Origin of the sequence: Acinetobacter sp. TR11, from assembly GCF_027105035.1 — a bacterium.
Lineage (GTDB): Bacteria > Pseudomonadota > Gammaproteobacteria > Pseudomonadales > Moraxellaceae > Acinetobacter.
Map to the genome: position 1 here is coordinate 2,479,301 of NZ_CP114256.1, position 24,201 is coordinate 2,503,501.

Consider the following 24,201-nt stretch of genomic DNA (forward strand, 5'->3'; position numbering starts at 1 on the left):
ACTATTTCTATTTCATTGTGTTACAAATATATTTCTTTTTCACATAAACATAACAAATTAAAAATTTTATGGATAATCTCATCTCGTCAATCTTTACTCGACTATTTTTTATTCAAATCTCAATCTACGACTAAAAATCCATCCTCAAATCTATCTTATTACTTTATAGTCTCACCACATGAGAAAGAGCAATAAGCTTAGGAACCTTAAGATGAACATGGAACAAATCCGTTATGTGGATAATGCGATTACAACCCGTCATTCTGTACGTGCATTTTTAGATACACCCGTTGCAACAGAGACAATCAAAGATATTTTAAATGTTGCCGCTCGTGCGCCATCAGGTACGAATACTCAACCATGGAAAGTCTATGTGGTGACAGACCAAAAACGCGCCGAGATGATTGAGCGAGTATGTACTGCTCAACAAGCACTTTTTCAACAACCAGAACTCGCTGAACAATATCAAGAAACTTTCGCCTACTACCCTGAAACATGGATTTCACCATTTATTGATCGTCGTCGTGAAAATGGTTGGGGACTGTATGGTTTGCTAGGTATTCAAAAAGGCGAAAAAGAAAAAATGGCTGCGCAACAATTGCGTAACTATCAATTGTTTGATGCGCCTGTCGCACTTTATTTTACAGTCAATAAAGCAATGGGAATTGGTTCAAAAATGGATATTTCCATGATGATCCAAAATGTAATGATTGCGGCAAAAGCACGTGGTTTAGATACTTGCCCACAAGCCGCATGGAATCATTTTCACCCCATCGTTTTAGATGTTTTGGGTGCTCCAGAAAATGAAGAGTTGGTTTGTACAATTGCCTTGGGATATGCTGATCCTGATCATATCGTCAATACCTTCATTACTCCCCGCGAACCCGTTGAAAACTTTACAGTATTTTTAGACCAGTAAATTGTTTAAATAACAGTATCTCTATGCAGAGGTACTGTTTTGTAGTTGTTTTCCAACTTTTAAAATTGCAAACAAACCTGCGCTAGTAAACATAAACATCATAATGCCCATATTGAGGCTCGCTTTCCATAACAAGAAATTTAAAATTACGCCACCCAACAAACCACATGCAAACTGCATACTCCCCATAATCGCACTCGCAGTTCCAGCACGTGCACCCTGCTTAGACATCGCCAAAGCCATTGCATTAGGACCAGTTAATCCAATACCAGACACAACTAAAAAAAGACCAGACATTAATAACCACAATGGTACATTCGCCATCAGCCCTGCACTGATGACAACAACTGCTCCAAAGCATTGAATCGACCCACCCAATCGTAACCGCTGAAAAATACCCATTCGAGTATTTAAGTGCTTGTTGATTGAAGACATCAACATAATCCCAGCTGCATTAAATGCAAATGCATAAGAAAACTGTTGCTGAGACAGTCCGTACTGCCCCATAAAAACGGCTGAAGCAGAGCTGATATAACAAAATAATGCTGCGCCAGTTAAACAACCTGCAAACATTGGCACTCTGAAGCTGTCATCTTTTAGAATTGCAGCATAAAGTGTGGTGACTTGATAAGTCGATAATTTTAAACGGCGTTCAATAGGTAATGATTCTTTAAAGAAGAAATGTATACACAACCAGCAGATCACACCAATCATTGCCAGCGTCAGAAAAATAGCCTGCCATGGGAAAAATGTCAGAATCCATGCACCAAACATCGGGGCTAGAATAGGCGCAAGCCCCATTACGATCATCATGCTTGAAAAGGCTTGCGCTGAACCTTGCATGTCTAAGCGATCACGTATAGTTGCTCTCGCAATCACAACACCAACACAACCACCTAGAGCCTGAAAAATCCGTGCAGCAATCAAAGCCCATTCATTTGTTGTGAACGCACAAGCCAAACTAGCAATCACATAAAGGCTAAGCCCAAAATATAAGGGAGGCTTGCGCCCAATACGATCACTCACAGGTCCATAAATTAATTGACCTATGGCTAAACCCAAAAAGTAAGCAGGTAATGTATTTGCAATCATTTGGGTACTTACCCCAAACTCATTTGCCATTTGGGGCAATGCGGGTAAATACATATCAATTGACAATGGACCAAGTGCTGTCAACAAAGCAAGTAACAAAATCCATGCTGTTGAATACTGACGCTGATTCGATTGTTCTACCTGCATAATCCTCTACTTTTCAAGTTTATTTATTTTTCTAAGCTTAGCATCCTCACCATATTTGTGCATAATATTAGCGTCTGCTGATACCTAAAAAATGTTGACAGGCATGATCATAAATTGATTGCCGAATATAAAAGGACAACCATTGAATCCTTGGCTCGCACGTTTAAAACAAACTACTTATAACACCACGTTAATGTATAACGTGCGTATGCTGATTGCTTTCGCAGGAACAGCATTCGTTCCTTATCTTTTAAATTTTCAACTTGCGACGATTCCACTGACTTTAGGCGTTGTTGCCGCAGCAATTAGTGATATTGATGATCGCTTTTCTGTCCGTATTCAGAACCAGATTTATACCTATATTGGATTTTTTATCACAGCTGCATCGGTTCAATTGTTATTTCCTTATCCAATTGTCTTTGCAATTGGACTCATTGTTTCATGTATTGGTTGGATTTTATTAGGCTCTTTGGGGCGGCGTTATGCGACCATCGCTTACGGATGTTTAGTGATTTCTGTCTATACCATGCTCGGTGTACACTTATTTGAACAATGGTATTTACAACCAGCATTCTTAGTTTTGGGAGCCGCTTGGTATGGATTACTTTCAACAATCAGTTTCTTGCTGTTCCCTGTACGAAAAGTACAAGACCAACTTTATGCATCCTATAATGCTTTAGGTAGTTTTTTATTTGCTAAATCAAACTTATTTGATGTGGACATGACTCCATCCAGTTATCAACAAAGTATGATTGATATCGCATTAGAAAATGGCAAATTGGTGGCTATTTTTAATGAAATGCGCATGTCACTGTTAACCCGCTTAAAAGGTGACCGCGGTCAGAAAGATACACGTCGCAGTCTACAATACTATTTTGTCGCACAAGATATTCATGAACGTGCAGACTCCGCACATATTGATTATCAAAAGCTAGCGAAAGTATTTCAACACAGTGATATCTTATTCCGTTTTCAACGTATTCTCACGATTCAGGGTAAAGCCTGTCAGGATTTAGCCCAATCAATTTTAAGCCGTACTCCTTATGTGCATAACAAACGCTTTAAACACAGCTTTGAAAATTTAAGAGTTTCCTTAGAAAAATTAAGAGAAGATGGGCTTTATGATCAAGTTCGCATCAATGCATTATTTGCACTCTATCAAAATCTTAAATCGATTGATGCACAATTACAGAATTTAGAAACGGAAAGAAATCTAAAATTAATCAATGCACAACAAGCAGAAAATCAATTAAAAGATGATGATCTAAAAGGTTGGAATGATATTCTAGTCCGTGTTAAACAACATTTAACCCCTGAGTCTGTGCTATTTCGCCATGCAGTTAGACTTTCAATCGTCTTGTTTATTGGTTATGTCTTTATTCAAGTAACCCATATTGCTTACGGTTACTGGATTTTGCTCACAGCATTGTTTGTTTGCCAACCTAACTTTAATGCCACCAAACGCCGCTTATATTTGCGAATTGTTGGAACGTTGATAGGCATTATTGTGGGGCTAACCATCATCTATTTTATTCCTTCGGTTGAAGGGCAACTGGTGATGTTAGTTCTCAGTGGCGTATTATTTTTAGAGCTTCGTAGTAAACAGTATGCTCAAGCGACAGCTTTTATCACGATTCTCGCTTTAATTAACTTTAATCTAGATGGTTCTGCATTTGCGGCAGGATTCCCACGCTTTATTGATACCTTGATCGGCTGTGCCTTGGCATGGTTTGGGGTCAGTTTCATATGGCCCGATTGGAAATTCCGTAGACTACCTCGCTCGATCCAACGTTCTTTACAAGCTCAATGTACCTACTTAGCAGAAGTAATTGAGCAATATCATCAAGGTCGTAATAATGCATTAAATTATCGTGTAGTTCGGCGCGCTGCGCACAATACTGATGCAGAAGTTGCTTCTCTCATTTCCACACTTGCCACAGAACCAAATATTGAAGCTACTCAGAAAACTTTGGCTTTTGAGTTTCTATGTTTAAGTCATACTTTTTTAAGTTATATCGCTGCACTAGGCGCTCATCGTGAACAAATTCAAGATCAAGAGATTTTAACACTGCTCGATCAAGCACTTGATGATATCCAAGGTGCGCTCCTCAGAGATGAAGTCCCTGATTTATCAGCACAAAATATGATGCAAACTATACGAGAGCATTTAAATCGCAATGATGAAAACAATCAAAAATCCTTGATCATTTTGCAACAACTTTCGCTCATGCTGAGTATTTTAACTCGTTTAAGTATGCTCAAACAGAGTTTAAGCCATGAACCAAATGAAGATGGCACTGAGTTTGCATCTCTCTAATGTATCAGCCATTGGCATAATATCTTTGAGTGCCAATTGGTGTTAAACTTAACCCAGTTCTAAACTTATTTTTTAAACTATGACCGCCAAAACGCTATACGCTTATACGCTACAACCTGTTCCTTACGAAGTTTCTGAAGTTGAACAACGTCAAGCTCAACTGATGATTTGGCGTAGTACCAATAAATTCAGTAAAAAAGCATGGATGATTATGATTGCACTTGTGGTGCTTTCATTGGTTTCAGCAGGACTCATTAAATATTATTCGACTTATTCAACCGTCCTATGTTGGATCGTGATGATCGGTGTGATCCTCTTTTATCTTGTAAAAAAATTTGGTCTTGAATGGTACGTAAAACGTAAAATGAATGAGTTCCCTGTTCAAGAAATTAAAGGAATTCGTTTAGGTGTGCAACAACATGGTATTGTGATGCGCCAAAAGATGGGACTTCAAGAAGGCACCGCAACGATTGGTTGGAAAGACATTTACGAATGGTACAGTTCTCCTGATTTTATTTTGGTGAATTTCAAGGTAAAAACACCAAAAGGTGAAGAACAACAAGGTGCATATATTTTACCAAAACGTATGGACTCAAAGAATTTCCCGTTCACAACCATACGCAAACATTTAAATGAAACGGTAGGCGCAGCTAAATCAATCTAATCCATTATTCATACAAAGACCTCTCTTGATGAGAGGTTTTTTTAACCGTATTAATTTAATGATAATAATAATCAATATTCCCCACAACATACATATTATCGCCCCATTGTTCAGTTATAATTTTTAAATGAATCTCTTTTTCTTCTTATTTTCTGACCATGTTTAAAAAAGTTTTCTTCCAAATGCATTGGTTTTTAGGGATTACTGTGGGGCTTATACTTTCTTTAATGGGAGTAACGGGTGCAATCTATTCTTATGATCAACAAATTTTAAAGTGGCTGAATCAAGACAGCTATGTTGTTAAAGTCGCTCAAACGCCTAAACTCACCCCTGCCCAACTGTATCAACATTTCAATCGACAACAGCCTGAGATTGAAATAAATAGCATTACGATTGCATCAGATCCGACAATATCTTCAACCGTCAATATTAAAAAAGAAGGTGCTCGTCGTGGTTATAACATGATGGTTAATCCATACACAGCCGAAGTATTACCTGACATTAAGGGGCGTGATACGCTGCAATTTATTCAGCGTTTACATCGTAATTTGACTGCAGGTGAATTTGGGGCACAAATTACTGGCGCATCAACGTTGATGCTGATTTTCTTTGTATTGAGTGGCATCTATCTGCGCTTTCCAAAGAAACACTCCTTTAAACAATGGTTTTTTATTAAACCTAAACTTAAAGGTCGCAATTTTATTTGGGACTTACATGCTGTCGTTGGAACATGGATGGTTATGTTCTACTTATTATTCGCATGTACGGGCTTATACTGGTCTTATGATTGGTGGCGTGCAGGCATGTTCAACGTCATGGGCGTAGAACAACCGCAACGGAATCAACAAAATAATGAACATGGCAAAGATAAACAACCCGAACTGCAAAAGCAGCAGCTCAACACCATCCTGACCCAAACATGGAACGGTGTAAATGCACAAATTGGGCGTGAATATTCAAGCCTTACTTTAAATATTCCAAAGCATGATGATGCCAAAGTTGAACTCTCTTTTGTCGATGCAACGCCACAACATGAACGTGCGCGTAACCAAGCGATCTATAACTATCAAGATAATAAATTCGAAAAATTTGAACTGTATGAACAGAAAAAACTCAATGAAAAAATCATGAGCAGTATGCTGCCTGTACATCGAGGTAGTTTTTTTGGTTCAACTTATCAATTTATTGCGATGTTGGCTTCATTAGCAATGCCTTTATTTTTTATAACAGGTTGGATGCTTTATCTTAAACGACGTAAGCAAAAAAAATTAACCCTTGCTGCACGTCAATCACTCAATCCACAGCAAATTGATCCAAATACCAAGCCTTGGTTGATTACTTATGCATCGCAAACAGGTGTAGCAGAACAACTCGCTTGGCTTACAGCAACGAGCTTACAAGAAGCACAACAACCAACGACCGTAAAACCAATTCAGCAACTGACTGAACAAGACCTACAACAAGCACAACAAGTTTTATTACTCATCAGTACCTATGGAACAGGCGAAGCACCCGACTTAGCAACAAGTTTCAGTAAAAAACTGATGCAGCAGCACCTTGACCTAAGTCAAATACAATATGCAGTCTTAGCACTCGGATCTAAAGAATATCCTGATAGTTATTGCAGCTTCGGCTATGCAGTAGATAAATGGTTAAAACAAAGCAATGCACAACCATTATTCGATTTAATCGAAGTAGATAATGCCAACACCAATGATATTCAGCGTTGGAATCAAGCATTATCTAATGTGACCAAGCATGAACTTAATGCCATGAATATCGACAAAGTGTTTGATCAATGGACATTAAGCCAACGCCATATTCTAAATCCAAATAGCTTAGGAGAAGCTGCTTATCATATTGAGTTAACAGCTCCTCATGATATCACTTGGCATGCAGGAGATATTGCCGAGATTCAATCAGGGAACAGTGTTAAAGAGATTCAAAACTTTTTGATTAAATACAAAATCTCATCCCAAACAATTGTTGAGTCATTGAATCAAAACATTGAACAGGCACTTTGGGATAAAAATTTAAGAGTTGATCTCAATGCTTTTAGCAACTTAGAAGAATTACTCAAGCAATTACCCGCACTACCAACACGTGAATATTCAATTGCAAGTATTCCAGCACAGCAATGCCTGCGACTGGTAGTACGTCAAAAGCGTGATGAGAATGCTCAATTAGGTTTAGGTTCAGGCTGGTTAACTGAATTTTCACAACTCAAAGACTCTATTTCCTTACGGATTCGCACTAACGAATCTTTCCATCTGATTGACGATAACCGTCCAATTATCTGTATCGGTAACGGCACAGGAATTGCAGGTTTGATGAGTTTATTACAGCAACGTAATCGACAAAACTATACGGCAAACTGGCTTATCTTTGGCGAACGCCAACGTGAACATGATTTCTTTTATCAAGAGACCATCCAAGCTTGGCTAAATATGGGCACACTACAACGTTTAGACCTCGCCTTTTCTCGTGATCAGGAACAACGCATCTATGTCCAAGATGTATTACGCAACAAGGCTGAAGAGCTGAGCAAATGGGTTGAGCAAGGTGCTGTCATTTATGTCTGTGGTAGTATCGAAGGTATGGCAACAGGTGTCGATCAAGCGCTGATAGAGATTCTTGGCGAAGAAAAAATGGATCAACTCAGACAGACTGGACGTTATCGTCGAGATGTTTATTAATCCAACTTAAGTGTTAGTATTAAAAAACGAGTGCATCGGCACTCGTTTTTTTCATCAAACCATAAGGAATTTGCCTTTCTTAGAATTTTGCATACACTGAGCACGATTCAAATTGACTACAATTAAGATTATGCAAATAAGTTCATGGGTTCGTCTTGTTTTAGCCCTTATCGGTTCAGTTCTACTCTTAGATGGCGCTATTCTGATCGCCTTTAAAAAGATTCATATTGGGACAGTACTACCGCTACTACTTGGGCTATTTTTTTGCCTCTATGCTTATTTCTATTATCATATCGAGCGTTTCTTCTTCTATCATTTCCGTCTGCATTCGATTTGGCGCTTCGGCTGGTTGTGTTTCTGGATTTGGGTCGTCAGCTTAGGCTATTTCTTTAATTACATTTCAGACAATAATACCAAAACTCAAAATATCCCTGCGGTTAAAGCCATTATTGTATTAGGCAGTGGCGTTGAAAATGGACAACCTTCTGCAACATTGGCGAAACGCTTAGACCGTGCTGCCCCTGTAGCTTTAGCACAACCTCATGCCAAATTAGTCATGACAGGTGGTATTGATTTTGGTGAAACTGATAGTGAAGCGATTGTCATGTCACGTTATGTACAGCAGCACTATCATATTCCTGCCTCACAGATCATCTTGGAAGATAAAAGCACGAGTACTGAGCTAAATCTTAGAAATAGCCAACCCTTATTACAGGCACAGCAGATTAACATTCAGCAAGCGATTGCGATTGTAACCAGCGATTTCCACACATTACGCGCTGCCGCCATTGCAAAGAAACAAGGTTATCGTAATATCATTATGCTTGGCGCAACGACACCAGTGACGACACGCTATAATGCATGGTTGAGAGAATACTTTGCTTACGCCAGCGGTTGGCTTCTGAATGAATATTGATTGGGGTTGTCTCCCAATCAATTTATCTCATTTAATTGTGTAGACGAATATCTCTAGGCAAGGGTAACTTTAACTCAGCAAATACATCTGGTCGTTGTAAATAAATTTGGTAAAGAAAGTTTTTAATATCCAATAAAAAAGTATCAGGTGAAACCAATAGATTGTTACCCTCTGGGGTAAGGTCTAAAGATAGAATTGTATTATTTTCTTTTAAAAAAGGAATCATCTTTTCAATAAAAACCCAAAGTGACACTTCCTGAATCTCGTATTTAGCCCAATTATCTTTAATCAGTAATTTTGCCAAACCTTTATTTTGCCAAATCGATAATGCGTGTTGACCAGATGGGGTTGAACATAAGGCCCACCCATCATGATAAAGCGCAATAACTTGCCGTTGTATAATAATATTTTGAATAAATTGACGATAAATATCTTTTGGTGAGGAACTAGAATTTGTTGTTTGTGATTTCGACGCAGCCTTGCGTTGATATGGGTTTTTCATAAAATAGTTCAATATTAGAATCATTATTGACGCTAATAATAAAATAATTCTATATAAATTACAAGGATTTGAACTAGAAGAGAAATTATGGTGGGCGCTGACGGGATCGAACCGCCGACATTCTGCTTGTAAGGCAGACGCTCTACCAACTGAGCTAAGCGCCCTGAGGAATAAAAATTGATTGAATATCAATTTTTATGACGCAAGACAAACGGAGTGCGTAGTGTCTTACATTATCACTCTCTTAAACAGGGAATCAAGAGAATGGCGCAGCGGACGGGGCTCGAACCCGCGACCCTCGGCGTGACAGGCCGATATTCTAACCAACTGAACTACCGCTGCACTACTTACTTCCATTAAGAAGTATATGTCACTAACTATGGTGGGCGCTGACGGGATCGAACCGCCGACATTCTGCTTGTAAGGCAGACGCTCTACCAACTGAGCTAAGCGCCCTGAGCGAGGTAACAAATTTAAAGCAATGCTTTAAATATTGTTTAAGCATCAAAGAATCTAGACTCTAATTTACTTAACTCTATCTATTCTTGCAATCTTAAAGTGGCGCAGCGGACGGGGCTCGAACCCGCGACCCTCGGCGTGACAGGCCGATATTCTAACCAACTGAACTACCGCTGCACAATAATTTTGCAATTATAGGGTAAAACGATATTAAAACTTAAGTGGCGCAGCGGACGGGGCTCGAACCCGCGACCCTCGGCGTGACAGGCCGATATTCTAACCAACTGAACTACCGCTGCACTTGAGTTTTAACGTAAAGGCTTGGTGGGCGCTGACGGGATCGAACCGCCGACATTCTGCTTGTAAGGCAGACGCTCTACCAACTGAGCTAAGCGCCCTTAACGTCTTCATCGTTTGTGAGGTGCATTATAGAGAATCTTTACAGCCTGTCAAACGCTTTTGCCATTCTTTTCTGAAAAAAGCGTACGAATGATTAAAAAATAAGTAATTCATTGAAAAAATCAAGATTTTCGTATTTTATTTAAGCACTTATTCATATTTTCATCCTTCATTTTCTAAAGTATGTTCTGAAATATAAACCAATGCCTGCTCAGAAATCAGCTCAAATAACTCAATAATCTCATCATTCTTCATCCGAATACAGCCATGTGACATCGGAATGCCCATCGGTTCTGTATCAGGCGTGCCATGAATATAGATATATCGTTTAAATGTATCGCAACCATTTCCATGATTGAATCCATCTTCTAAACCATCCAACCATAAAATTCGTGACAAAATCCAATCACGTTGTGGAAATTGCTGCGCGAGTTGTTGGTTATACACTTCCCCTGTCGACTGACGTGCAATAAAGACTGTATTTTTCTTTAGATCTGCACCAATCTTTTGTGCGACTTGATGCCAACCTCTTGGCGTCTTACCACTATTCTCTTGCTCACCAATACCATTCTTGCCAGAAGAGATCACATAAAATTTATTGTGCTTTGGCAAATGTAGAATTTGTTGTGCTAAATCTATGACGATGTCTGCCTGATCAAGGGTATAAGTCATTTTTATCTCAACAGATGATAGAACACAGTTATTTCAACATAGACCAAAAGCTTTTTCTTGTATTTTTCGGTAGTTTTGATTGTTGATTGATTTTAAATATAAAAAACAAAACAGCATAATAAGATCAAACATGCTGTTTTAGATCAGCAAAAGTAGTGCTTTAATCAACTCTCAGCGCTAAGGATTACTTTTCTTAAGCTTATCGTCTTGCGGTATCAGGAATATATTTCGCAAGAGTGTTACTTTTCTTAATGCATTTACTCTAACATAGTTCTCGTCTTGCGCTCGGACAAAGCGTTGCTTTGTTTAACTCGCCACTCGCGACATAGCCACTCGTCTTGCGCAGCTAAAAAGCGTTGCTTTTCTTAACGCTGCTCAGGCTCGGGGCGTAACCACAACCACACAGCAACAATAAACATTATGAGATCTGTAAAAATCTTGACAAGGAATGGTGCCTTGGTAAACAGCATTAAAACACCACTGATTAGCATCATGATACTGGCAATCCATTTTGCTTTACGCGGTACTGTTCCATTTTCACGCCAATTGCGTAAGGTCGGTCCGTATTTAGGATGATTCAAGAGCCAAGCATCCATTTCAGGCCATCCTTTCGATGCAGCCCATGCAGCAAGAATTAAAAATACAGTGGTTGGCATGCCTGGTAAAATTGCTCCAATGATTCCTAAAATAATAAAAATCACAACTAAACTACGCCAGAACAATGTTTTCATTGAGTAATTAACCAACACATGTTTACAACAATGCTAGTATAAATTGTTTTTATTGCTCTTTCTTAAACTTAACTTATTATTTCCATGATTGAGTAACAGCATGTCTAGCCTAATGAGTACGACTATTTTTTTTGAACCTTGGTTGCAGTTTAAGAATCCTATAGTACGTCATTTGGCTTTTTGCATCGCGAGTCCAAATATTCTAGCTCGAATCTCGCCAGATTTAGAGATAAAATATACTTTTGAGCTCCATTCTGATCAAATCTGGCAAAGTCATTATGAACGTTACGAAAAACGCTTAAAACAACTTGATCAACATCCGCAATCCCTCATTGATTTTCTTGCAAGACTCAAGAGTACTCGCCTTGGGCTACGATTCGAGAACTTACTTTGGTTTTGGTTATTAGATGATGAGTATCATCCGTATCAACTTTTAGGTCATAGCATTCAAAAAATTGCAGGATCGGTTACGCTAGGTGAACTAGATTTCGTCATTTTAAATCAAGACACTCAAGAAACTGAACACTGGGAAGTTGCGCTAAAGTATTACCTAGGCGAAAGTAACTTAGACTTAGCGCAATGGTATGGGCTAAATCGAGAAGACACATTACAAAGAAAATTGAAGCATTTCACTCAACGTCAATTTCAGTTTACGGATGCAAATCATCATCAGATTCAACGTAGATTTGCGGTTATGAAAGGGCAATTATATTTACCAACTGATTTGAATCAGTTTGCACTCCCTAATTGGATCAACTCGTCCCGACGTTTGGGATTATGGGGAACTAATATTCCCACAACAGATTATTATCGATTACAACGTCATGAATGGTTATGTCCTAATCAGCAAGCATCCTCAAAAAATGCAACATGGTGGACAAATGGTCTTTATTATCATGATACACCTAGTCCCTCTTTTTATATGTTTCGCCAACCCTCTTTATTATTCATTAGGTCTTCTTCATCAGATTATTTTTTATAAAGTAACATTTTATAACACTTCTACTATCAAACCATTATGTTTATTTTCTGCATTTTTTCTTAGCCTCTAAGAACATCATAATTACATTTAAACGGAGAAGATGATGAAAAAAATCTTAGTTGCTTCAATCATGGCTACTTTTGTTTTAACTGGTTGTAATACATTTAAGGGTTTTGGGCAGGATGTATCTAAAGCAGGTGACAAAGTTACTCAAACTGCTGAAAAAACTCAGGATAAAATGTAATTTTAGTGAATACCCTTCGCAAAACCTTATCTAAACATAGATAAGGTTTATTTTTGCATACCTTTCTCTATCATATTCCCCTATTATATCGGTTCAGATTTCACCAGATTTAACCACATCTCGCATGAACCATTCCGATACTCTTGAACTTAGTTTACAGCTCCTACGCCAACCTTCTGTTACCCCTGTTGACCATGATTGTCAAAATATTATGGCCGAGCGTTTAGCAAAAATTGGCTTTAATATCGAAAACATGCGTTTTGAAGATGTTGATAACTTATGGGCACGCAGAGGCACTACAGCACCTGTTTTTTGTTTTGCAGGTCATACAGATGTCGTTCCTACAGGCCATTTAGATGCTTGGAATTCAGATCCATTTTTACCAAGTATCCGTGATGGTAAATTATATGGTCGTGGTTCAGCAGATATGAAAACAGCACTGGCTGCAATGGTGGTTGCATCTGAACGTTTTGTTGCGAAGCATCCGAACCATAAAGGTTCTATTGCATTTTTGATTACATCTGATGAAGAAGGTCCTTCAATCAACGGAACAGTGAAGGTCATTGAAACTTTAGAAGCACGTAACGAAAAAATGAACTGGTGCTTGGTAGGCGAACCATCGAGCACACATCAATTAGGCGATATCGTCAAAAATGGTCGTCGTGGCTCTTTGAATGCTATTTTGACTGTTCATGGCAAACAAGGACATGTGGCCTACCCTCATTTAGCAGAAAATCCTATTCATTCAGCATCGAAGGCTTTAACTGAACTGTGCGATACTGTTTGGGATAATGGTAATGAATATTTCCCTGCGACCTCTTTCCAAATTTCAAATATACAAGCTGGAACAGGTGCAACCAACGTAATCCCAGGCACACTAAAAGTTACTTTTAACTTTCGCTACTCAACTGAAGTGACAGCTGAAATTCTCAAACAACGCGTACTTGAGACTTTGGATAAATATAATTTAACTTATGATATTCAGTGGACACTATCAGGTTTACCATTCCTCACCCCTGTTGGTGAATTAGTGAATGCTGCAAAAACAGCGATCAAAAATGTGACTGGTGTTGAAACTGTTCTATCAACAAGTGGTGGAACGTCAGATGGTCGCTTTATTGCACCTACGGGCGCTCAAGTTCTAGAATTAGGCGTATTAAATGCAACAATCCATCAAATCAATGAGCATGTAAATGTCGATGATTTAGAGCCACTTGCTGAGATTTATGAGCAAATTTTAGTTGAATTACTTGCTTAACATACAAGTTGAGGCAATAAAAAAGGAACTCTTTTGAGTTCCTTTTTTATTTATAACCCTAGTTGGGTTTGAATATTTTGTAGATGAGGGACATAAAACTGTTTTTCCCCAATCTTGACATATTTAAATACGTTATTGTCATCAATGTCTTTTTCTTCATCTACAATTTCAGAAATACGTAAACGAATAGATTCAGGCATTTCATTACAAACCAAAGCAAATCGTTCTGAAACGTCATCACCTTCAACGACCAACGCTACCCCATTTTTATTTGCTGGATCATTTACAGCATAAATAGGAAGCTTGAGATCATGCCATTCAACATGATCAATATTGGTTTGTGTATCCATCGCTGATAACACGATATTCTGTGGTAGCAGCATCGGAACTTTTTCATGACATTTAATAATATAAGCGTCAATAAACCCTGTTGATACCGTAATTAAATGTTGTAACTCTTGTTGGTCAATTTGCCCCAAACCTGAGCTTGCGCTTTTTTTTACCATTAATTTTTACCTCATGAGCGCACTGTTAGTAAACTTTCAATATTTTCCAAGAGTGTTTCTTCTTGGAATGGTTTACCCATATATTGACTTACACCAAGTGATAAAGCACGTTCACGATGCTTTTCACCCGTACGTGATGTAATCATGATAATTGGTAAGTCGCGATGTAATTCATGATGTCGAACAAGGTTTGTTACTTCGAAACCATCCATGCGTGGCATTTCAATATCAAGTAACATCAAATCTGGCTTAATGGTTTCAAGCTGCTCAATCGCATCCACACCATCTTTCGCAGTCACAACATCATAACCTTGACGCTCTAATAGACGCGAAGTTACCTTACGTACAGTTACTGAGTCATCAACGATCATAATCAAGCGACGTTCATCATAGCGCTGCTTGGTGTAAGTTTCATCAGCCTGTTTACTACGTGCTGTAGACTGTGCTTGTCGAGCAATATTTTGACCATCTAAGATCAAACATACCTGACCATCACCCATAATCGTCGCACCAGCAATCACCCCGATGCTTGAGAACTGTTGTCCAAGAGGTTTTACAACAATTTGTCCACGAGAACCAATTAACTGATCAACAAGTAATGCTGTCGTTTGTCCCTGTGCACCTTTAACCAACAATACAGGCAATGAGTGAACAACCCCATGCAAACGAGGAATCGGCTGCCCAGCAACAAACTCAGATAAATAACGTAAACGATAACTTTCTTGATCGATCTTGAAATAATCGTCTTTACTTTCAAAGTATTGTTCTAGTGCTGCAGGTGAAATACGAACAATACGGTCAATTTGTGCAAGTGGGAAGGCAAACTGTTGATCGCCCGCTTTTACCATCAAGGCATCACTTACAGCTACTGTAGTCGGTACTCGAATGGTAAATGTTGTTCCCTTACCTAAAACAGAGTTCACACTCACATGACCGCCAAGCGCTTTAATATCGCTCTGAACTACATCTAGACCAACACCACGCCCAGAAATTTGTGTAACTTGTGCAGCCGTACTAAAACCTGGATGGAAGATAAATTGCAGAATTTCTTCATGTTCAAGTTTCTGCTCTTTAGTCATTAAACCTGTTTGAATCGCTTTATCTTTAATGCGATTCACATCGATACCTTTACCATCGTCACTAAATGTAACAACAATATCAGTACCCTGACGACCAATATCTAAAACGATATGTCCAGTTTCTGGTTTCTTCGCTTGTAAACGTTGCTCTCTGTCTTCAATACCGTGGTCAATCGCGTTACGCAACATATGTTCAAATGGCGCAACCAATTTTTCCAAAATACTACGGTCTAATTCACCCTCAGTATTGTTAACAATTAATTCTGTTGGTCGGTTTAAAGTCGATGCTGTTTGACGAACAATACGTTGTAAACGTGGCAATAATCGAGAGAATGGTACCAATCGGGTACGCATCAAACTTTCTTGAATTTCTGCTTGAATACGAGATTGTTGTAATAACAAGCCTTCAGTATCACGGATCTTCTCAGAAAGTGTGGTCTTAAAGTCAACCAAGTCCGACGCGGATTCCGCAAGAGATTTTGACAACTGATTTAAAGATGAATATTGGTCCATCTCTAATGGGTCAAAATCTGCGTAGCGAGAGTTCTCACCACCATGACGTGCAATAATCTGACTTTCTAACTCACCTTCCATTCGGCGTAACTGATCTGCCAAACGTTTGATCGCGAGCTCCATCTCCGTTAGCGTACCACCCAATTGACCAAGGTCCATTTCGATACGCGAACGGTTAATCGCATTCTCACCTGACAAGTCAATCATTTTCTCAATGACGTCAGCAGAGACACGAATCATCTCATTATTTTGTTCAATACGTTCGGTTGTTTCCCATTCACCTAACATTGATGGAGGTTCAGTACCATCACCTTGAACAAACTCCATTGTATATTCTGGAGTTAAAATATCTTTAGCTGAGAGCTTTTGTGGAAGTTGTGCTGAAACATCCACAAACTCCATATTCTCTAAACTTTGTTTTAAGCCATCAAAGTTTGCATACTGACGTTTGAAAATCGCATCATTCAACCAAGCCAGTGCTGTATTGAGAAGATTATCATAAACGTTTGAATTGAAATGGTGTACACCAAACTGTTCAAATGCATTCTCGAGATGATAAGCAACAATCGCAATTGCATCTAACTCAGCCATACGTGCACCACCTTTTAAACTGTGGGCATTACGTTGTAACTGTAAGAGCAAACTACGATTACCACGTTGATCAAACCATTGTCTTAATAGACCTTTGGCTTGTTCAAGTAGTTCTTCTGCTTCTTCTAAAAATGTTTGCTCAACAAGAGAGCGAACATCATCATCAAGAGCAACTTCACGAACAATCTCCGCATTTGAAGTATCTTCTAGAACTTCTTGAGCTTCGATCAATGACAACTCATCAATTGATAAGTCCGTGAAATCATGCGTTTCGACCACAGCGGCAACATGATTTTCGGCTACAGGCTCAAAAGTAACAGGTGATGACGGAGTAAAATCAATAGATTGATCTGCTTTTTGAAGCAACTGAAGTACGTGTGTAGCAGGATAATCGACTTGTTTATCACGAATGGTTTGTATTCGATCTGCAATATCATCTTGTACTGCACGAATGACTGCGATTAATTGTGGGTTCGGTTGTAACTGCTGATTAATTAATTTCTCATAAATTGTTTCCAATTCATGTGCAATTAAACCAATATGACGTGCTTGAATCATATTTGAACCACCTTTTAAGGTGTGCAAATATCGCATCAAGTTTTTCAATGCACCTACATTTTGTTGATCAGCTGTCCATGTATTTAGATCAGCATCAATACCAACCAATAACTCATCAGCTTCTTCAAGGAAGATATCTAACAAGTCTGGATCAAAGTCACGATTTGAATCACTCGATTGTAAGCTTTGTTTATCTAAAGCAAATTGTGCAGCTAAATCACTCACATCAACAGCATGATGTGTTTCAGTTCTTAACGTATTTACAGAAACAGTCGAATCAACCGTGGTTTCCACAGTGGCTATATGCAAACTATCCAATTCTTCAACGTCGTCAACAGGAATAACCGCTGATGCAACACTTGCTGAATCTTGGTTTGCTAATACATTCAACGCATGTGTAGCAGGATAATCGACTTGTTTATCACGAATGGTTTGTATTCGATCTGCAATATCATCTTGTACTGCACGAATGACTGCGATTAATTGTGGGTTCGGTTGTAACTGCTGATTAATTAATTTCTCATAAATTGTTTCCAATTCATGTGCAATTAAACCAATATGACGTGCTTGAATCATATTTGAACCACCTTTTAAGGTGTGCAAATATCGCATCAAGTTTTTCAATGCACCTACATTTTGTTGATCAGCTGTCCATGTATTTAAATCAGCATCAATACCAACCAATAACTCATCAGCTTCTTCAAGGAAGATATCTAACAAGTCTGGATCAAAGTCACGATTTGAATCACTTGATTGTAAGCTTTGTTTATCTAAAGCAAATTGTGCAGCTAAATCACTCACATTAACTTTGTTATTAGAGGACTCAAATTCAGCAATCGGTGCTTCAACTAAACCTGCTTGTTGCTCAATTACAGGAACTTCCAAGAACTCAATATTTTGCTGTGTAAATGAACTCAATTCATTTAATACAAGTTCATGTGCCTTCGTTAAAGTCACGCGCTGCCCTGCAGCCAAGGTATCAAACAATTGAATAAACTGTTGATGTACTTGATAATACAGTTCAAAAGCATAATCAAGATTCAGTAAATTTGGCTTAAATAGCAGATCTTGATAACTAGAACGTAACAAACTTGTATATTGATACATACCAATCGTCGCATGATGATGGGTATGTTCTAATAAAGTTTCAGTTTGCTGACTTAACAGTTGAATATATTGAGGAAATTCAGTACGCGCACGTTTCTCAAAATCAAACTCAACGTCAAGAAGATCATTGATATTCAATTCTAGTAATTGTGAAACTAGACCCTGTGGACGTAAAGATTCACCTTGTTTTTCTTCTAATTGGAAATCGTAGCTATCCCATGCAACATTGAAAGTATTATAAATTTCTTCAAATTTCTGTTGTGAACCTTGGTGTTTCAACGTGTGCAAATAGTCACGAACAAACTGTGCGTAATGGGTCAAAAGTGCCGTTTCATCAGAACTTGAATCAAGCTCTTCTTGCAATAATGTTTTGAATAAATTCTCAACTTTCGAACTTGCTTCAAACACATGCTCAACATGCGCCATAGCAGAACTGCCACGTAAAGTATGAAGCGCTCGAATTAGCGTATTATAATTATCATTTGTTGGGCGATCATTTAGTAAAAATTGATCAATCGTAGTCAAATGATCTTCTGCTTCTTCCAAGAAAATCGATAATGTTTCTTTGATTAACGCTTCATCATCTAACGAATGGCCTATAAATACAGATTCTGAATATGCTACATCAACAGTGTTCTCTTCTACGATAGTATCCATATTTACAGATATCAGTTCGAGACCAGTTGCAGCGTTATCATTCAGCATATTCGATAATTTTAATAACTCAGCTAGCGCTGGTTCTATACTAAGTTGCTGCTGTAGTTGCTGACCTAATAAAACTAAAGGTTTTAAATCTATCTGATGTTTTTGAACCAATTTAAAATCATGTACAAGTTTAAAGCGATAGATATTAAAAATCGCTTTTACATAGTGTTGAATATCTGAATTCAACAACACTGTCCCTGCAAGTACTCGATTTAAAGTATCTTCAACCGTCCACGCCAATTCACCTGAAGATTTGGCACCAACCATCCTTCCAGAACCTTTTAAGGTATGGAAATGTCGGCGAATATCTGTGAGCACATCTTGTTGATTTGGCTGTTCAATCCACTGAACGATTAATGGCTCTAAATCAACAAAGATTTCATCTAATTCTTCAATAAAAATTTCAAGAATTTCTGCATCTTGCTCAAGATAACTATCTTCAGGAAGCGTCATCGTTTCAACTAACGTTTTTAATATTTCTTTCATAGCGGCTTCTTTCGTTTTTATCCACTAATTGTGGCTAAAAATTACGTGTATCTATCACACAAGATGTAGCTCCATGTTAGTCATCATCTTGTAGAGATATTCTACATCTCTTCAAAAAAGGGAAAGGACAGATATACTCTGCCTCCCCTTTGCTGCTTATTCAGGTAGCTTAAAGTCAGTTACAGATTCACGTAATGATTCAGCCATATTTGCCAATTCAGAAACCGAACGAGCTGTATCAAACGTTGCTGTAGTCGTTTGTGACGTAATTTCTTGTACAACATTCATCGTCGTTGCAATGTGACTTGCTGATGCAGACTGAAGTTTTGCTGCATCAGAAATGCTCGCAATTAATTTAGCCAAGTCACCAGATACGGTTTGAATCTCATCAAGTGCAATACCCGCATCTTTTGCCAAGTTCGCACCACGAACAACTTCTGACGTCGTTTGTTCCATTGAAATAACAGCTTCGTTCGTATCTGTTTGAATGGTTTTTACTAAGCTTTCAATCTGTTTCGTTGCTGATGCAGAACGTTCTGCAAGACGTTGTACTTCATCGGCTACGACTGCGAAACCACGACCTGCTTCACCCGCCATGGATGCTTGAATCGCTGCGTTTAATGCCAAGATGTTGGTTTGGTCGGCAATATCATTAATTAAGGATACGATGTTACCAATTTCTTGAGAAGACTCACCCAAACGCTTAATACGCTTTGAAGTTTCTTGAATTTGTTCACGAATGTTATCCATACCTTCGATCGAGCGGTTTACAACTTCTGCTCCATTCGATGCAATTTGTACAGAACGTTGTGCTACTTCAGCAGACTCGGATGCATTCGAAGATACTTGGTCAATCGACAATGCCATTTCGTTCATCGCTGCTGATGCACCCGCAATTTCTTGCGCCTGATGTTCAGAAGCTTCTGCTAATTGGTTGGTAATATCTTGAGTATCTTGAGTATAACGAGCAACTTCTTGAGATGTTTCAGTGATTCGAGATACAAGGTCACGTAATTGATCAATTGCGAAGTTAATCGAGTCGGCAATCGCACCAGTAAAATCTTCTGATACTGTTGCATATGAACGTAAATCACCATCTGCTAAGTCGGCAATTTCATCGAGTAAACGTAAAATTGCATTTTGGTTACGGTCATATTCATCTTGTAGACGAGTTACACGTTCTTTATCTGTATTACTACGTAAAGCAAGTAATTGTAGTGCAGAGAAAATCAATAGACCTAACGCACCAATTAATACGACACCCGCAATAACGTTACCCCAACCACCCTCTGCTTTGTTAGATAAATCGTTTAATGACTTTAATAAGGCATCAGATTGAGAAAAGATTTGCGAAGATGCTTGGCGTACACGAACAATTTGGTTTGCGTTTTGTAATACTGTTGCTGCCGCTGATTTCAATACCGCATCATAATCAGATTTAATACTATCTACAGACTCACGTAAATCAGGAGAAGCAATACGATCTACACCAAGTTCTGTACTACCATTTAATTGTGCATTTAAATAAACACCAAAGGTATCAATATCTGCTCCAAAGTCGTTTGCCGAAACGTTTGAGTTATCGGTAGCAACTAAAACAGAGTTAATCGAACGTAAAATACGTTCAGCAATAAACACTTGGTTTTTTGTGATAATTACCTGACTACTTGACATGTTCTCACGAACCATCTGATCAACCATCAAGTTATATTCAGCCTGAATTTCAGGAATCGTTTCACTGATCGAAATGTTTGTATCGTATAATTGATTAATGACTTTTTGTTGCGAAGCAATTAACTCAATGTTCTTAGAAACACTCGTCCAAAGTGCATTTGCTTTTTTGTACTCTTCTGAACCAGTACCATATACACTTTCAACCGTCTCTAAGTTCTCAGCAAAACGCTTTTCAGATTCAACTAAGCTTTTCATTGCTTCAGGTGTACCAGATGCCGTTGCCTCGGTTGCCTGACGAGAAATCATCTGAGATAACAAGCGTAACTCACCCAAACTACGAGTTAACTGGTTATGACGAGGAACACTCACGAATAAATAAATTAAGAGGATAACTGCAAGAGCTAAAGCACCAATCGCACGGTATAGAATTGGTTTCGACTTTTCAGTTTCACCAAATAAGCGAGAAAACTGATCAATTTGCGTTCGAGCATTCTCTAAAAATGCACCACCATTCTTAAGACCAGTACTATCACCACTACTACCATTTTTCTTTTTAAGTTTAAAGCCCATGTCAGCTTCTCCCCTGAATACGCGTTTATTTTCCGTAGCGTATCAAATTAGTTTATAAATTTTATTGATGCATTCATATATTGAGGATTTTGCAACAACCGACTCAGTAAAAACACATGCCATTGCTGATTATGTTGATGGAAGTATCCCTGACAATAATCTTTCAATTTATTATCTAGATCAGCACTTTGTGAAAAGAAACTCTTTTTATTAAAGTGCTGAATCCCAAGAACTTGGTCGACAACCAAGCCAACATAATGGTCTTGATGGCTAATGCATATTACTTTTTGTGTTGGTGAAAACTGACTCCGTTGTCCTGAAATAAAATGTGTTAAATCAGAAACTGAAAGCAATCGACCACGAATATTTGCCAAACCACGTACCCATGCCTGAGTATTAGGAACAGGGGCATATTTTGGAGGATAAATCACCTCCGAAATTTCCCCTAATGGTGCAACAAAATATTGCCCTAACATCTCAAATGCGATACCAGACCAACGGCTGACTTCATTTTGAGTTGAAGCATATTGTTTGTTGCCTCGCTTGGATAAGCGAAGCAATTCGATAAATCCATTTGCTGCCATACCCTATCCCGTATTGAGTAATGAAAAGGCTCGTACGAATTAACTTAATAATTGTTTAATCACATCAATTAGCTGTTGCTCATCAATCGGCTTGGTCAAATAATCACAAGCACCTTGACGCTTACCCCAAACACGATCTGTTGCCTGATCTTTGGTACTTACGATCACAACAGGAATATGCTGCGTGTCTTTACCTTTGCTAATTTGGCGTGTCGCTTGGAAACCATTCATTCCTGGCATTACCACATCCATTAATACGAGATCTGGTAGTTCTGCTTGGGCCATTGTGACACCGTCAGCGCCATTGGTTGCTTCTAAAACTTCATAACCGTGCTTAGTCAAAATTTCTCTAAAGCGAAATGTTTCAGTAGGTGAATCATCTACAATAAGTATACGAGCCATTTTTTCCTCAATTTAAATTTTATGCGCTAACGTGATTACGAATCGCATTTAACAGCTCATCTTTACTAAATGGCTTAGTTAAATATTCATCAGAACCCACAACACGCCCTTTAGCCTGATCAAACAAACCGTCTTTGCTTGACAACATAATCACTGGGATATTTTGATAATTTAAAGAATTTTTAATCAGTGCACAGGTTTGATAACCATCTAAACGAGGCATCATGATATCGACGAACACGATATCAGGATTTGCTTCTGCAATTTTTGATAATGCTTCAAAACCATCAACAGCGGTGATCACCTCACAACCTTCTCGTTGTAAAAGCGTTTCAGCTGTACGACGAATCGTTTTTGAATCGTCAATCACCATTACCTTCAAATTTTGAAATTTATCTTCCATTTAATTGTCCTGCCCCATTCACTCAATACAAATTATGGTTGGTTTAATTTGTTTTATACAGATCAGTTGATATTTTTAACATATCTTTACTTGCATTATCAATGAGGTTTTTTGAACCAACCTGTCAGTTTTTGATAACAATAACAAATTGCTCACACTTTTCGTCAAATTCCTAAATTTTTTGTATACTAACTATTTTTAATTGTCTAAATAGCTACTAATATACAACTGATTATTATTTAAAAATAAGTGATTTAGTTAACTTTTTCCGGGGAATGTAATGACTGGTTCGTTAAAGTGCGGTTTCGGCATTAGCCACTTTACAACGATTGCTCGTAATTACATTTGCGCGTTTTTTTTATTGATTTTTTGCAGTTCAAGTTTTGCAGCTACAGAGCAGCCTAGAGCTGTATGGTATCGTTATTATGATAAAAATGGTGTGGCTAATGTGAGCACATCAGTTACGCCTGAACATATTCGTTATGGTTATGAAGCACTTGATCGTAATATGCAAGTGATCAAACGCAACCGTGCTTATAACGCAACAGTAGATGTACAACAATCTTCTCGTCGCGAATCTATGGCACGTCAACGCGAACAAGATATGAGATTAAAACGTGCTTATGGAAATACAAAAATAGCGGCAACAAAAAGAGATCAAATTTTGGCTAATTTGAAAAAGCAACTTAATTATCAACAAGAACAATTACAACAGCTACAACAAGACAAAATTGGATTTAAGCGACAAGAGATGGAATATCATCGTAAGGGAGAAACGCTCCCCGCTCAACTCAAAAACAATTTGGACAATAATGCCAAGAATATTGAAAATGTAAAAAGAACAGTAGAAAGTTTACGTAATGCATATCATAAAACTGAAACAGATTATGTTGATATTATTAACCGTTTAAAAAATATTGAACAAGAAACACAATAGACTTAAAATTTTTCTTGCATGGTCTCTCAAAAATATTAAATCTAACTTTTCATAGTTTTAATTCATTCAGCTTGCTTTAGATTACACG

The 24,201-nt window shown here is 38.2% G+C and carries 19 protein-coding genes and 6 tRNA genes; 9 read left to right on the top strand and 16 right to left on the bottom strand.

Features of this window, described 5'->3' with window-relative positions; genetic code table 11:
• Positions 1–211: 211 nt before the first annotated feature.
• A complete protein-coding gene (locus O1450_RS11790; protein WP_269228569.1) occupies positions 212–919 on the top strand; it encodes a nitroreductase in 708 nt (235 codons plus the stop codon).
• Between the two features lie 21 nt (positions 920–940).
• Here the strand turns inward: O1450_RS11790 and O1450_RS11795 are convergent, their stop codons facing one another.
• The gene (locus tag O1450_RS11795) at positions 941–2,158 is read right to left on the bottom strand and encodes a multidrug effflux MFS transporter (RefSeq protein WP_269228570.1); all 1,218 of its coding nucleotides are present in this window, start codon (positions 2,156–2,158) and stop codon (positions 941–943) included.
• 142 nt (positions 2,159–2,300) lie between these two features.
• Here O1450_RS11795 and yccS point away from each other — a divergent pair, with 142 nt between their 5' ends.
• The 4 genes from yccS (at position 2,301) to O1450_RS11815 (ending at position 8,751) form a co-directional block, all read left to right on the top strand.
• Positions 2,301–4,475, top strand: a complete 2,175-nt coding sequence (gene yccS / locus O1450_RS11800) for a YccS family putative transporter (protein ID WP_269228571.1) — start codon at positions 2,301–2,303, stop codon at positions 4,473–4,475.
• Between the two features lie 79 nt (positions 4,476–4,554).
• Entirely contained in the window at positions 4,555–5,139 is a 585-nt protein-coding gene (locus O1450_RS11805; RefSeq protein ID WP_269228572.1) for a YcxB family protein, read from the top strand.
• A 158-nt stretch (positions 5,140–5,297) separates the two neighbouring features.
• On the top strand, positions 5,298–7,835 hold the full coding sequence (locus tag O1450_RS11810; protein ID WP_269228573.1) for a sulfite reductase flavoprotein subunit alpha: 2,538 nt from the start codon (positions 5,298–5,300) through the stop codon (positions 7,833–7,835).
• 130 nt (positions 7,836–7,965) lie between these two features.
• On the top strand, positions 7,966–8,751 hold the full coding sequence (locus tag O1450_RS11815; RefSeq protein ID WP_269228574.1) for a YdcF family protein: 786 nt from the start codon (positions 7,966–7,968) through the stop codon (positions 8,749–8,751).
• A gap of 31 nt (positions 8,752–8,782) precedes the next feature.
• On the opposite strand, the gene O1450_RS11820 is transcribed toward O1450_RS11815, so the two are convergent.
• From O1450_RS11820 to O1450_RS11860, 9 genes are all read right to left on the bottom strand, one after another.
• Positions 8,783–9,253, bottom strand: a complete 471-nt coding sequence (locus tag O1450_RS11820) for a DUF2750 domain-containing protein (RefSeq protein WP_004664639.1) — start codon at positions 9,251–9,253, stop codon at positions 8,783–8,785.
• Positions 9,254–9,341: 88 nt separating this feature from the next.
• Positions 9,342–9,417: transfer RNA gene (locus O1450_RS11825), tRNA-Val, on the bottom strand.
• 101 nt (positions 9,418–9,518) lie between these two features.
• Positions 9,519–9,595: transfer RNA gene (locus O1450_RS11830), tRNA-Asp, on the bottom strand.
• A gap of 38 nt (positions 9,596–9,633) precedes the next feature.
• Positions 9,634–9,709, bottom strand: a tRNA-Val gene (locus tag O1450_RS11835).
• A 103-nt stretch (positions 9,710–9,812) separates the two neighbouring features.
• Positions 9,813–9,889, bottom strand: a tRNA-Asp gene (locus O1450_RS11840).
• Positions 9,890–9,934: 45 nt separating this feature from the next.
• Positions 9,935–10,011: transfer RNA gene (locus O1450_RS11845), tRNA-Asp, on the bottom strand.
• A 23-nt stretch (positions 10,012–10,034) separates the two neighbouring features.
• A tRNA-Val gene (locus O1450_RS11850) sits at positions 10,035–10,110 on the bottom strand.
• Positions 10,111–10,273: 163 nt separating this feature from the next.
• Complete coding sequence (gene elsL, locus O1450_RS11855; protein WP_269228575.1) at positions 10,274–10,783, bottom strand: cell wall-recycling L,D-carboxypeptidase ElsL; 510 nt, start codon at positions 10,781–10,783, stop codon at positions 10,274–10,276.
• 365 nt (positions 10,784–11,148) lie between these two features.
• Positions 11,149–11,514 carry a YbaN family protein gene (locus O1450_RS11860; RefSeq protein WP_269228576.1) on the bottom strand — a complete coding sequence of 122 codons (366 nt, stop codon included), beginning with the start codon at positions 11,512–11,514 and terminating at the stop codon, positions 11,149–11,151.
• 100 nt (positions 11,515–11,614) lie between these two features.
• Here O1450_RS11860 and O1450_RS11865 point away from each other — a divergent pair, with 100 nt between their 5' ends.
• The 3 genes from O1450_RS11865 to dapE all read left to right on the top strand — a co-directional run bounded on the left by O1450_RS11865 (position 11,615) and on the right by dapE (position 13,998).
• Positions 11,615–12,496 (top strand): DUF1853 family protein, encoded by an 882-nt coding sequence (locus O1450_RS11865; RefSeq protein WP_269228577.1) that lies wholly within the window; start codon positions 11,615–11,617, stop codon positions 12,494–12,496.
• Between the two features lie 100 nt (positions 12,497–12,596).
• Entirely contained in the window at positions 12,597–12,740 is a 144-nt protein-coding gene (locus O1450_RS11870) for an entericidin A/B family lipoprotein (protein ID WP_269228578.1), read from the top strand.
• 124 nt (positions 12,741–12,864) lie between these two features.
• Positions 12,865–13,998, top strand: coding sequence for a succinyl-diaminopimelate desuccinylase (gene dapE / locus O1450_RS11875; RefSeq protein ID WP_087548326.1), 1,134 nt, complete (start codon positions 12,865–12,867; stop codon positions 13,996–13,998).
• A gap of 50 nt (positions 13,999–14,048) precedes the next feature.
• Here the strand turns inward: dapE and O1450_RS11880 are convergent, their stop codons facing one another.
• From O1450_RS11880 to pilG, 6 genes are all read right to left on the bottom strand, one after another.
• Positions 14,049–14,504, bottom strand: coding sequence for a hypothetical protein (locus tag O1450_RS11880; RefSeq protein ID WP_269228579.1), 456 nt, complete (start codon positions 14,502–14,504; stop codon positions 14,049–14,051).
• Positions 14,505–14,515: 11 nt separating this feature from the next.
• Positions 14,516–19,543, bottom strand: coding sequence for an Hpt domain-containing protein (locus O1450_RS11885; protein ID WP_269228580.1), 5,028 nt, complete (start codon positions 19,541–19,543; stop codon positions 14,516–14,518).
• 156 nt (positions 19,544–19,699) lie between these two features.
• Positions 19,700–21,787 carry a methyl-accepting chemotaxis protein gene (locus O1450_RS11890; protein ID WP_269228581.1) on the bottom strand — a complete coding sequence of 696 codons (2,088 nt, stop codon included), beginning with the start codon at positions 21,785–21,787 and terminating at the stop codon, positions 19,700–19,702.
• Between the two features lie 47 nt (positions 21,788–21,834).
• Positions 21,835–22,371 (bottom strand): chemotaxis protein CheW, encoded by a 537-nt coding sequence (locus O1450_RS11895; protein WP_269228582.1) that lies wholly within the window; start codon positions 22,369–22,371, stop codon positions 21,835–21,837.
• A gap of 39 nt (positions 22,372–22,410) precedes the next feature.
• Positions 22,411–22,773 carry a response regulator gene (locus tag O1450_RS11900; RefSeq protein WP_004664659.1) on the bottom strand — a complete coding sequence of 121 codons (363 nt, stop codon included), beginning with the start codon at positions 22,771–22,773 and terminating at the stop codon, positions 22,411–22,413.
• A gap of 19 nt (positions 22,774–22,792) precedes the next feature.
• Positions 22,793–23,176 carry a twitching motility response regulator PilG gene (gene pilG, locus O1450_RS11905; RefSeq protein WP_004652356.1) on the bottom strand — a complete coding sequence of 128 codons (384 nt, stop codon included), beginning with the start codon at positions 23,174–23,176 and terminating at the stop codon, positions 22,793–22,795.
• 280 nt (positions 23,177–23,456) lie between these two features.
• Here pilG and O1450_RS11910 point away from each other — a divergent pair, with 280 nt between their 5' ends.
• A complete protein-coding gene (locus O1450_RS11910) occupies positions 23,457–24,113 on the top strand; it encodes a hypothetical protein (protein WP_269228583.1) in 657 nt (218 codons plus the stop codon).
• The last annotated feature ends 88 nt before the right edge of the window (positions 24,114–24,201 follow it).

Coding starts and splice junctions, on each gene's coding strand:
- O1450_RS11790 (WP_269228569.1), top strand. CDS start 212: ATGAACATGGAACAAATCCGTTATGTGGATAATGCGATTACAACCCGT.
- O1450_RS11795 (WP_269228570.1), bottom strand. CDS start 2,158: ATGCAGGTAGAACAATCGAATCAGCGTCAGTATTCAACAGCATGGATT.
- O1450_RS11805 (WP_269228572.1), top strand. CDS start 4,555: ATGACCGCCAAAACGCTATACGCTTATACGCTACAACCTGTTCCTTAC.
- O1450_RS11810 (WP_269228573.1), top strand. CDS start 5,298: ATGTTTAAAAAAGTTTTCTTCCAAATGCATTGGTTTTTAGGGATTACT.
- O1450_RS11815 (WP_269228574.1), top strand. CDS start 7,966: ATGCAAATAAGTTCATGGGTTCGTCTTGTTTTAGCCCTTATCGGTTCA.
- O1450_RS11820 (WP_004664639.1), bottom strand. CDS start 9,253: ATGAAAAACCCATATCAACGCAAGGCTGCGTCGAAATCACAAACAACA.
- elsL (WP_269228575.1), bottom strand. CDS start 10,783: ATGACTTATACCCTTGATCAGGCAGACATCGTCATAGATTTAGCACAA.
- O1450_RS11860 (WP_269228576.1), bottom strand. CDS start 11,514: ATGAAAACATTGTTCTGGCGTAGTTTAGTTGTGATTTTTATTATTTTA.
- O1450_RS11865 (WP_269228577.1), top strand. CDS start 11,615: ATGTCTAGCCTAATGAGTACGACTATTTTTTTTGAACCTTGGTTGCAG.
- O1450_RS11870 (WP_269228578.1), top strand. CDS start 12,597: ATGATGAAAAAAATCTTAGTTGCTTCAATCATGGCTACTTTTGTTTTA.
- dapE (WP_087548326.1), top strand. CDS start 12,865: ATGAACCATTCCGATACTCTTGAACTTAGTTTACAGCTCCTACGCCAA.
- O1450_RS11880 (WP_269228579.1), bottom strand. CDS start 14,504: ATGGTAAAAAAAAGCGCAAGCTCAGGTTTGGGGCAAATTGACCAACAA.
- O1450_RS11885 (WP_269228580.1), bottom strand. CDS start 19,543: ATGAAAGAAATATTAAAAACGTTAGTTGAAACGATGACGCTTCCTGAA.
- O1450_RS11890 (WP_269228581.1), bottom strand. CDS start 21,787: ATGGGCTTTAAACTTAAAAAGAAAAATGGTAGTAGTGGTGATAGTACT.
- O1450_RS11895 (WP_269228582.1), bottom strand. CDS start 22,371: ATGGCAGCAAATGGATTTATCGAATTGCTTCGCTTATCCAAGCGAGGC.
- O1450_RS11900 (WP_004664659.1), bottom strand. CDS start 22,773: ATGGCTCGTATACTTATTGTAGATGATTCACCTACTGAAACATTTCGC.
- pilG (WP_004652356.1), bottom strand. CDS start 23,176: ATGGAAGATAAATTTCAAAATTTGAAGGTAATGGTGATTGACGATTCA.
- O1450_RS11910 (WP_269228583.1), top strand. CDS start 23,457: ATGACTGGTTCGTTAAAGTGCGGTTTCGGCATTAGCCACTTTACAACG.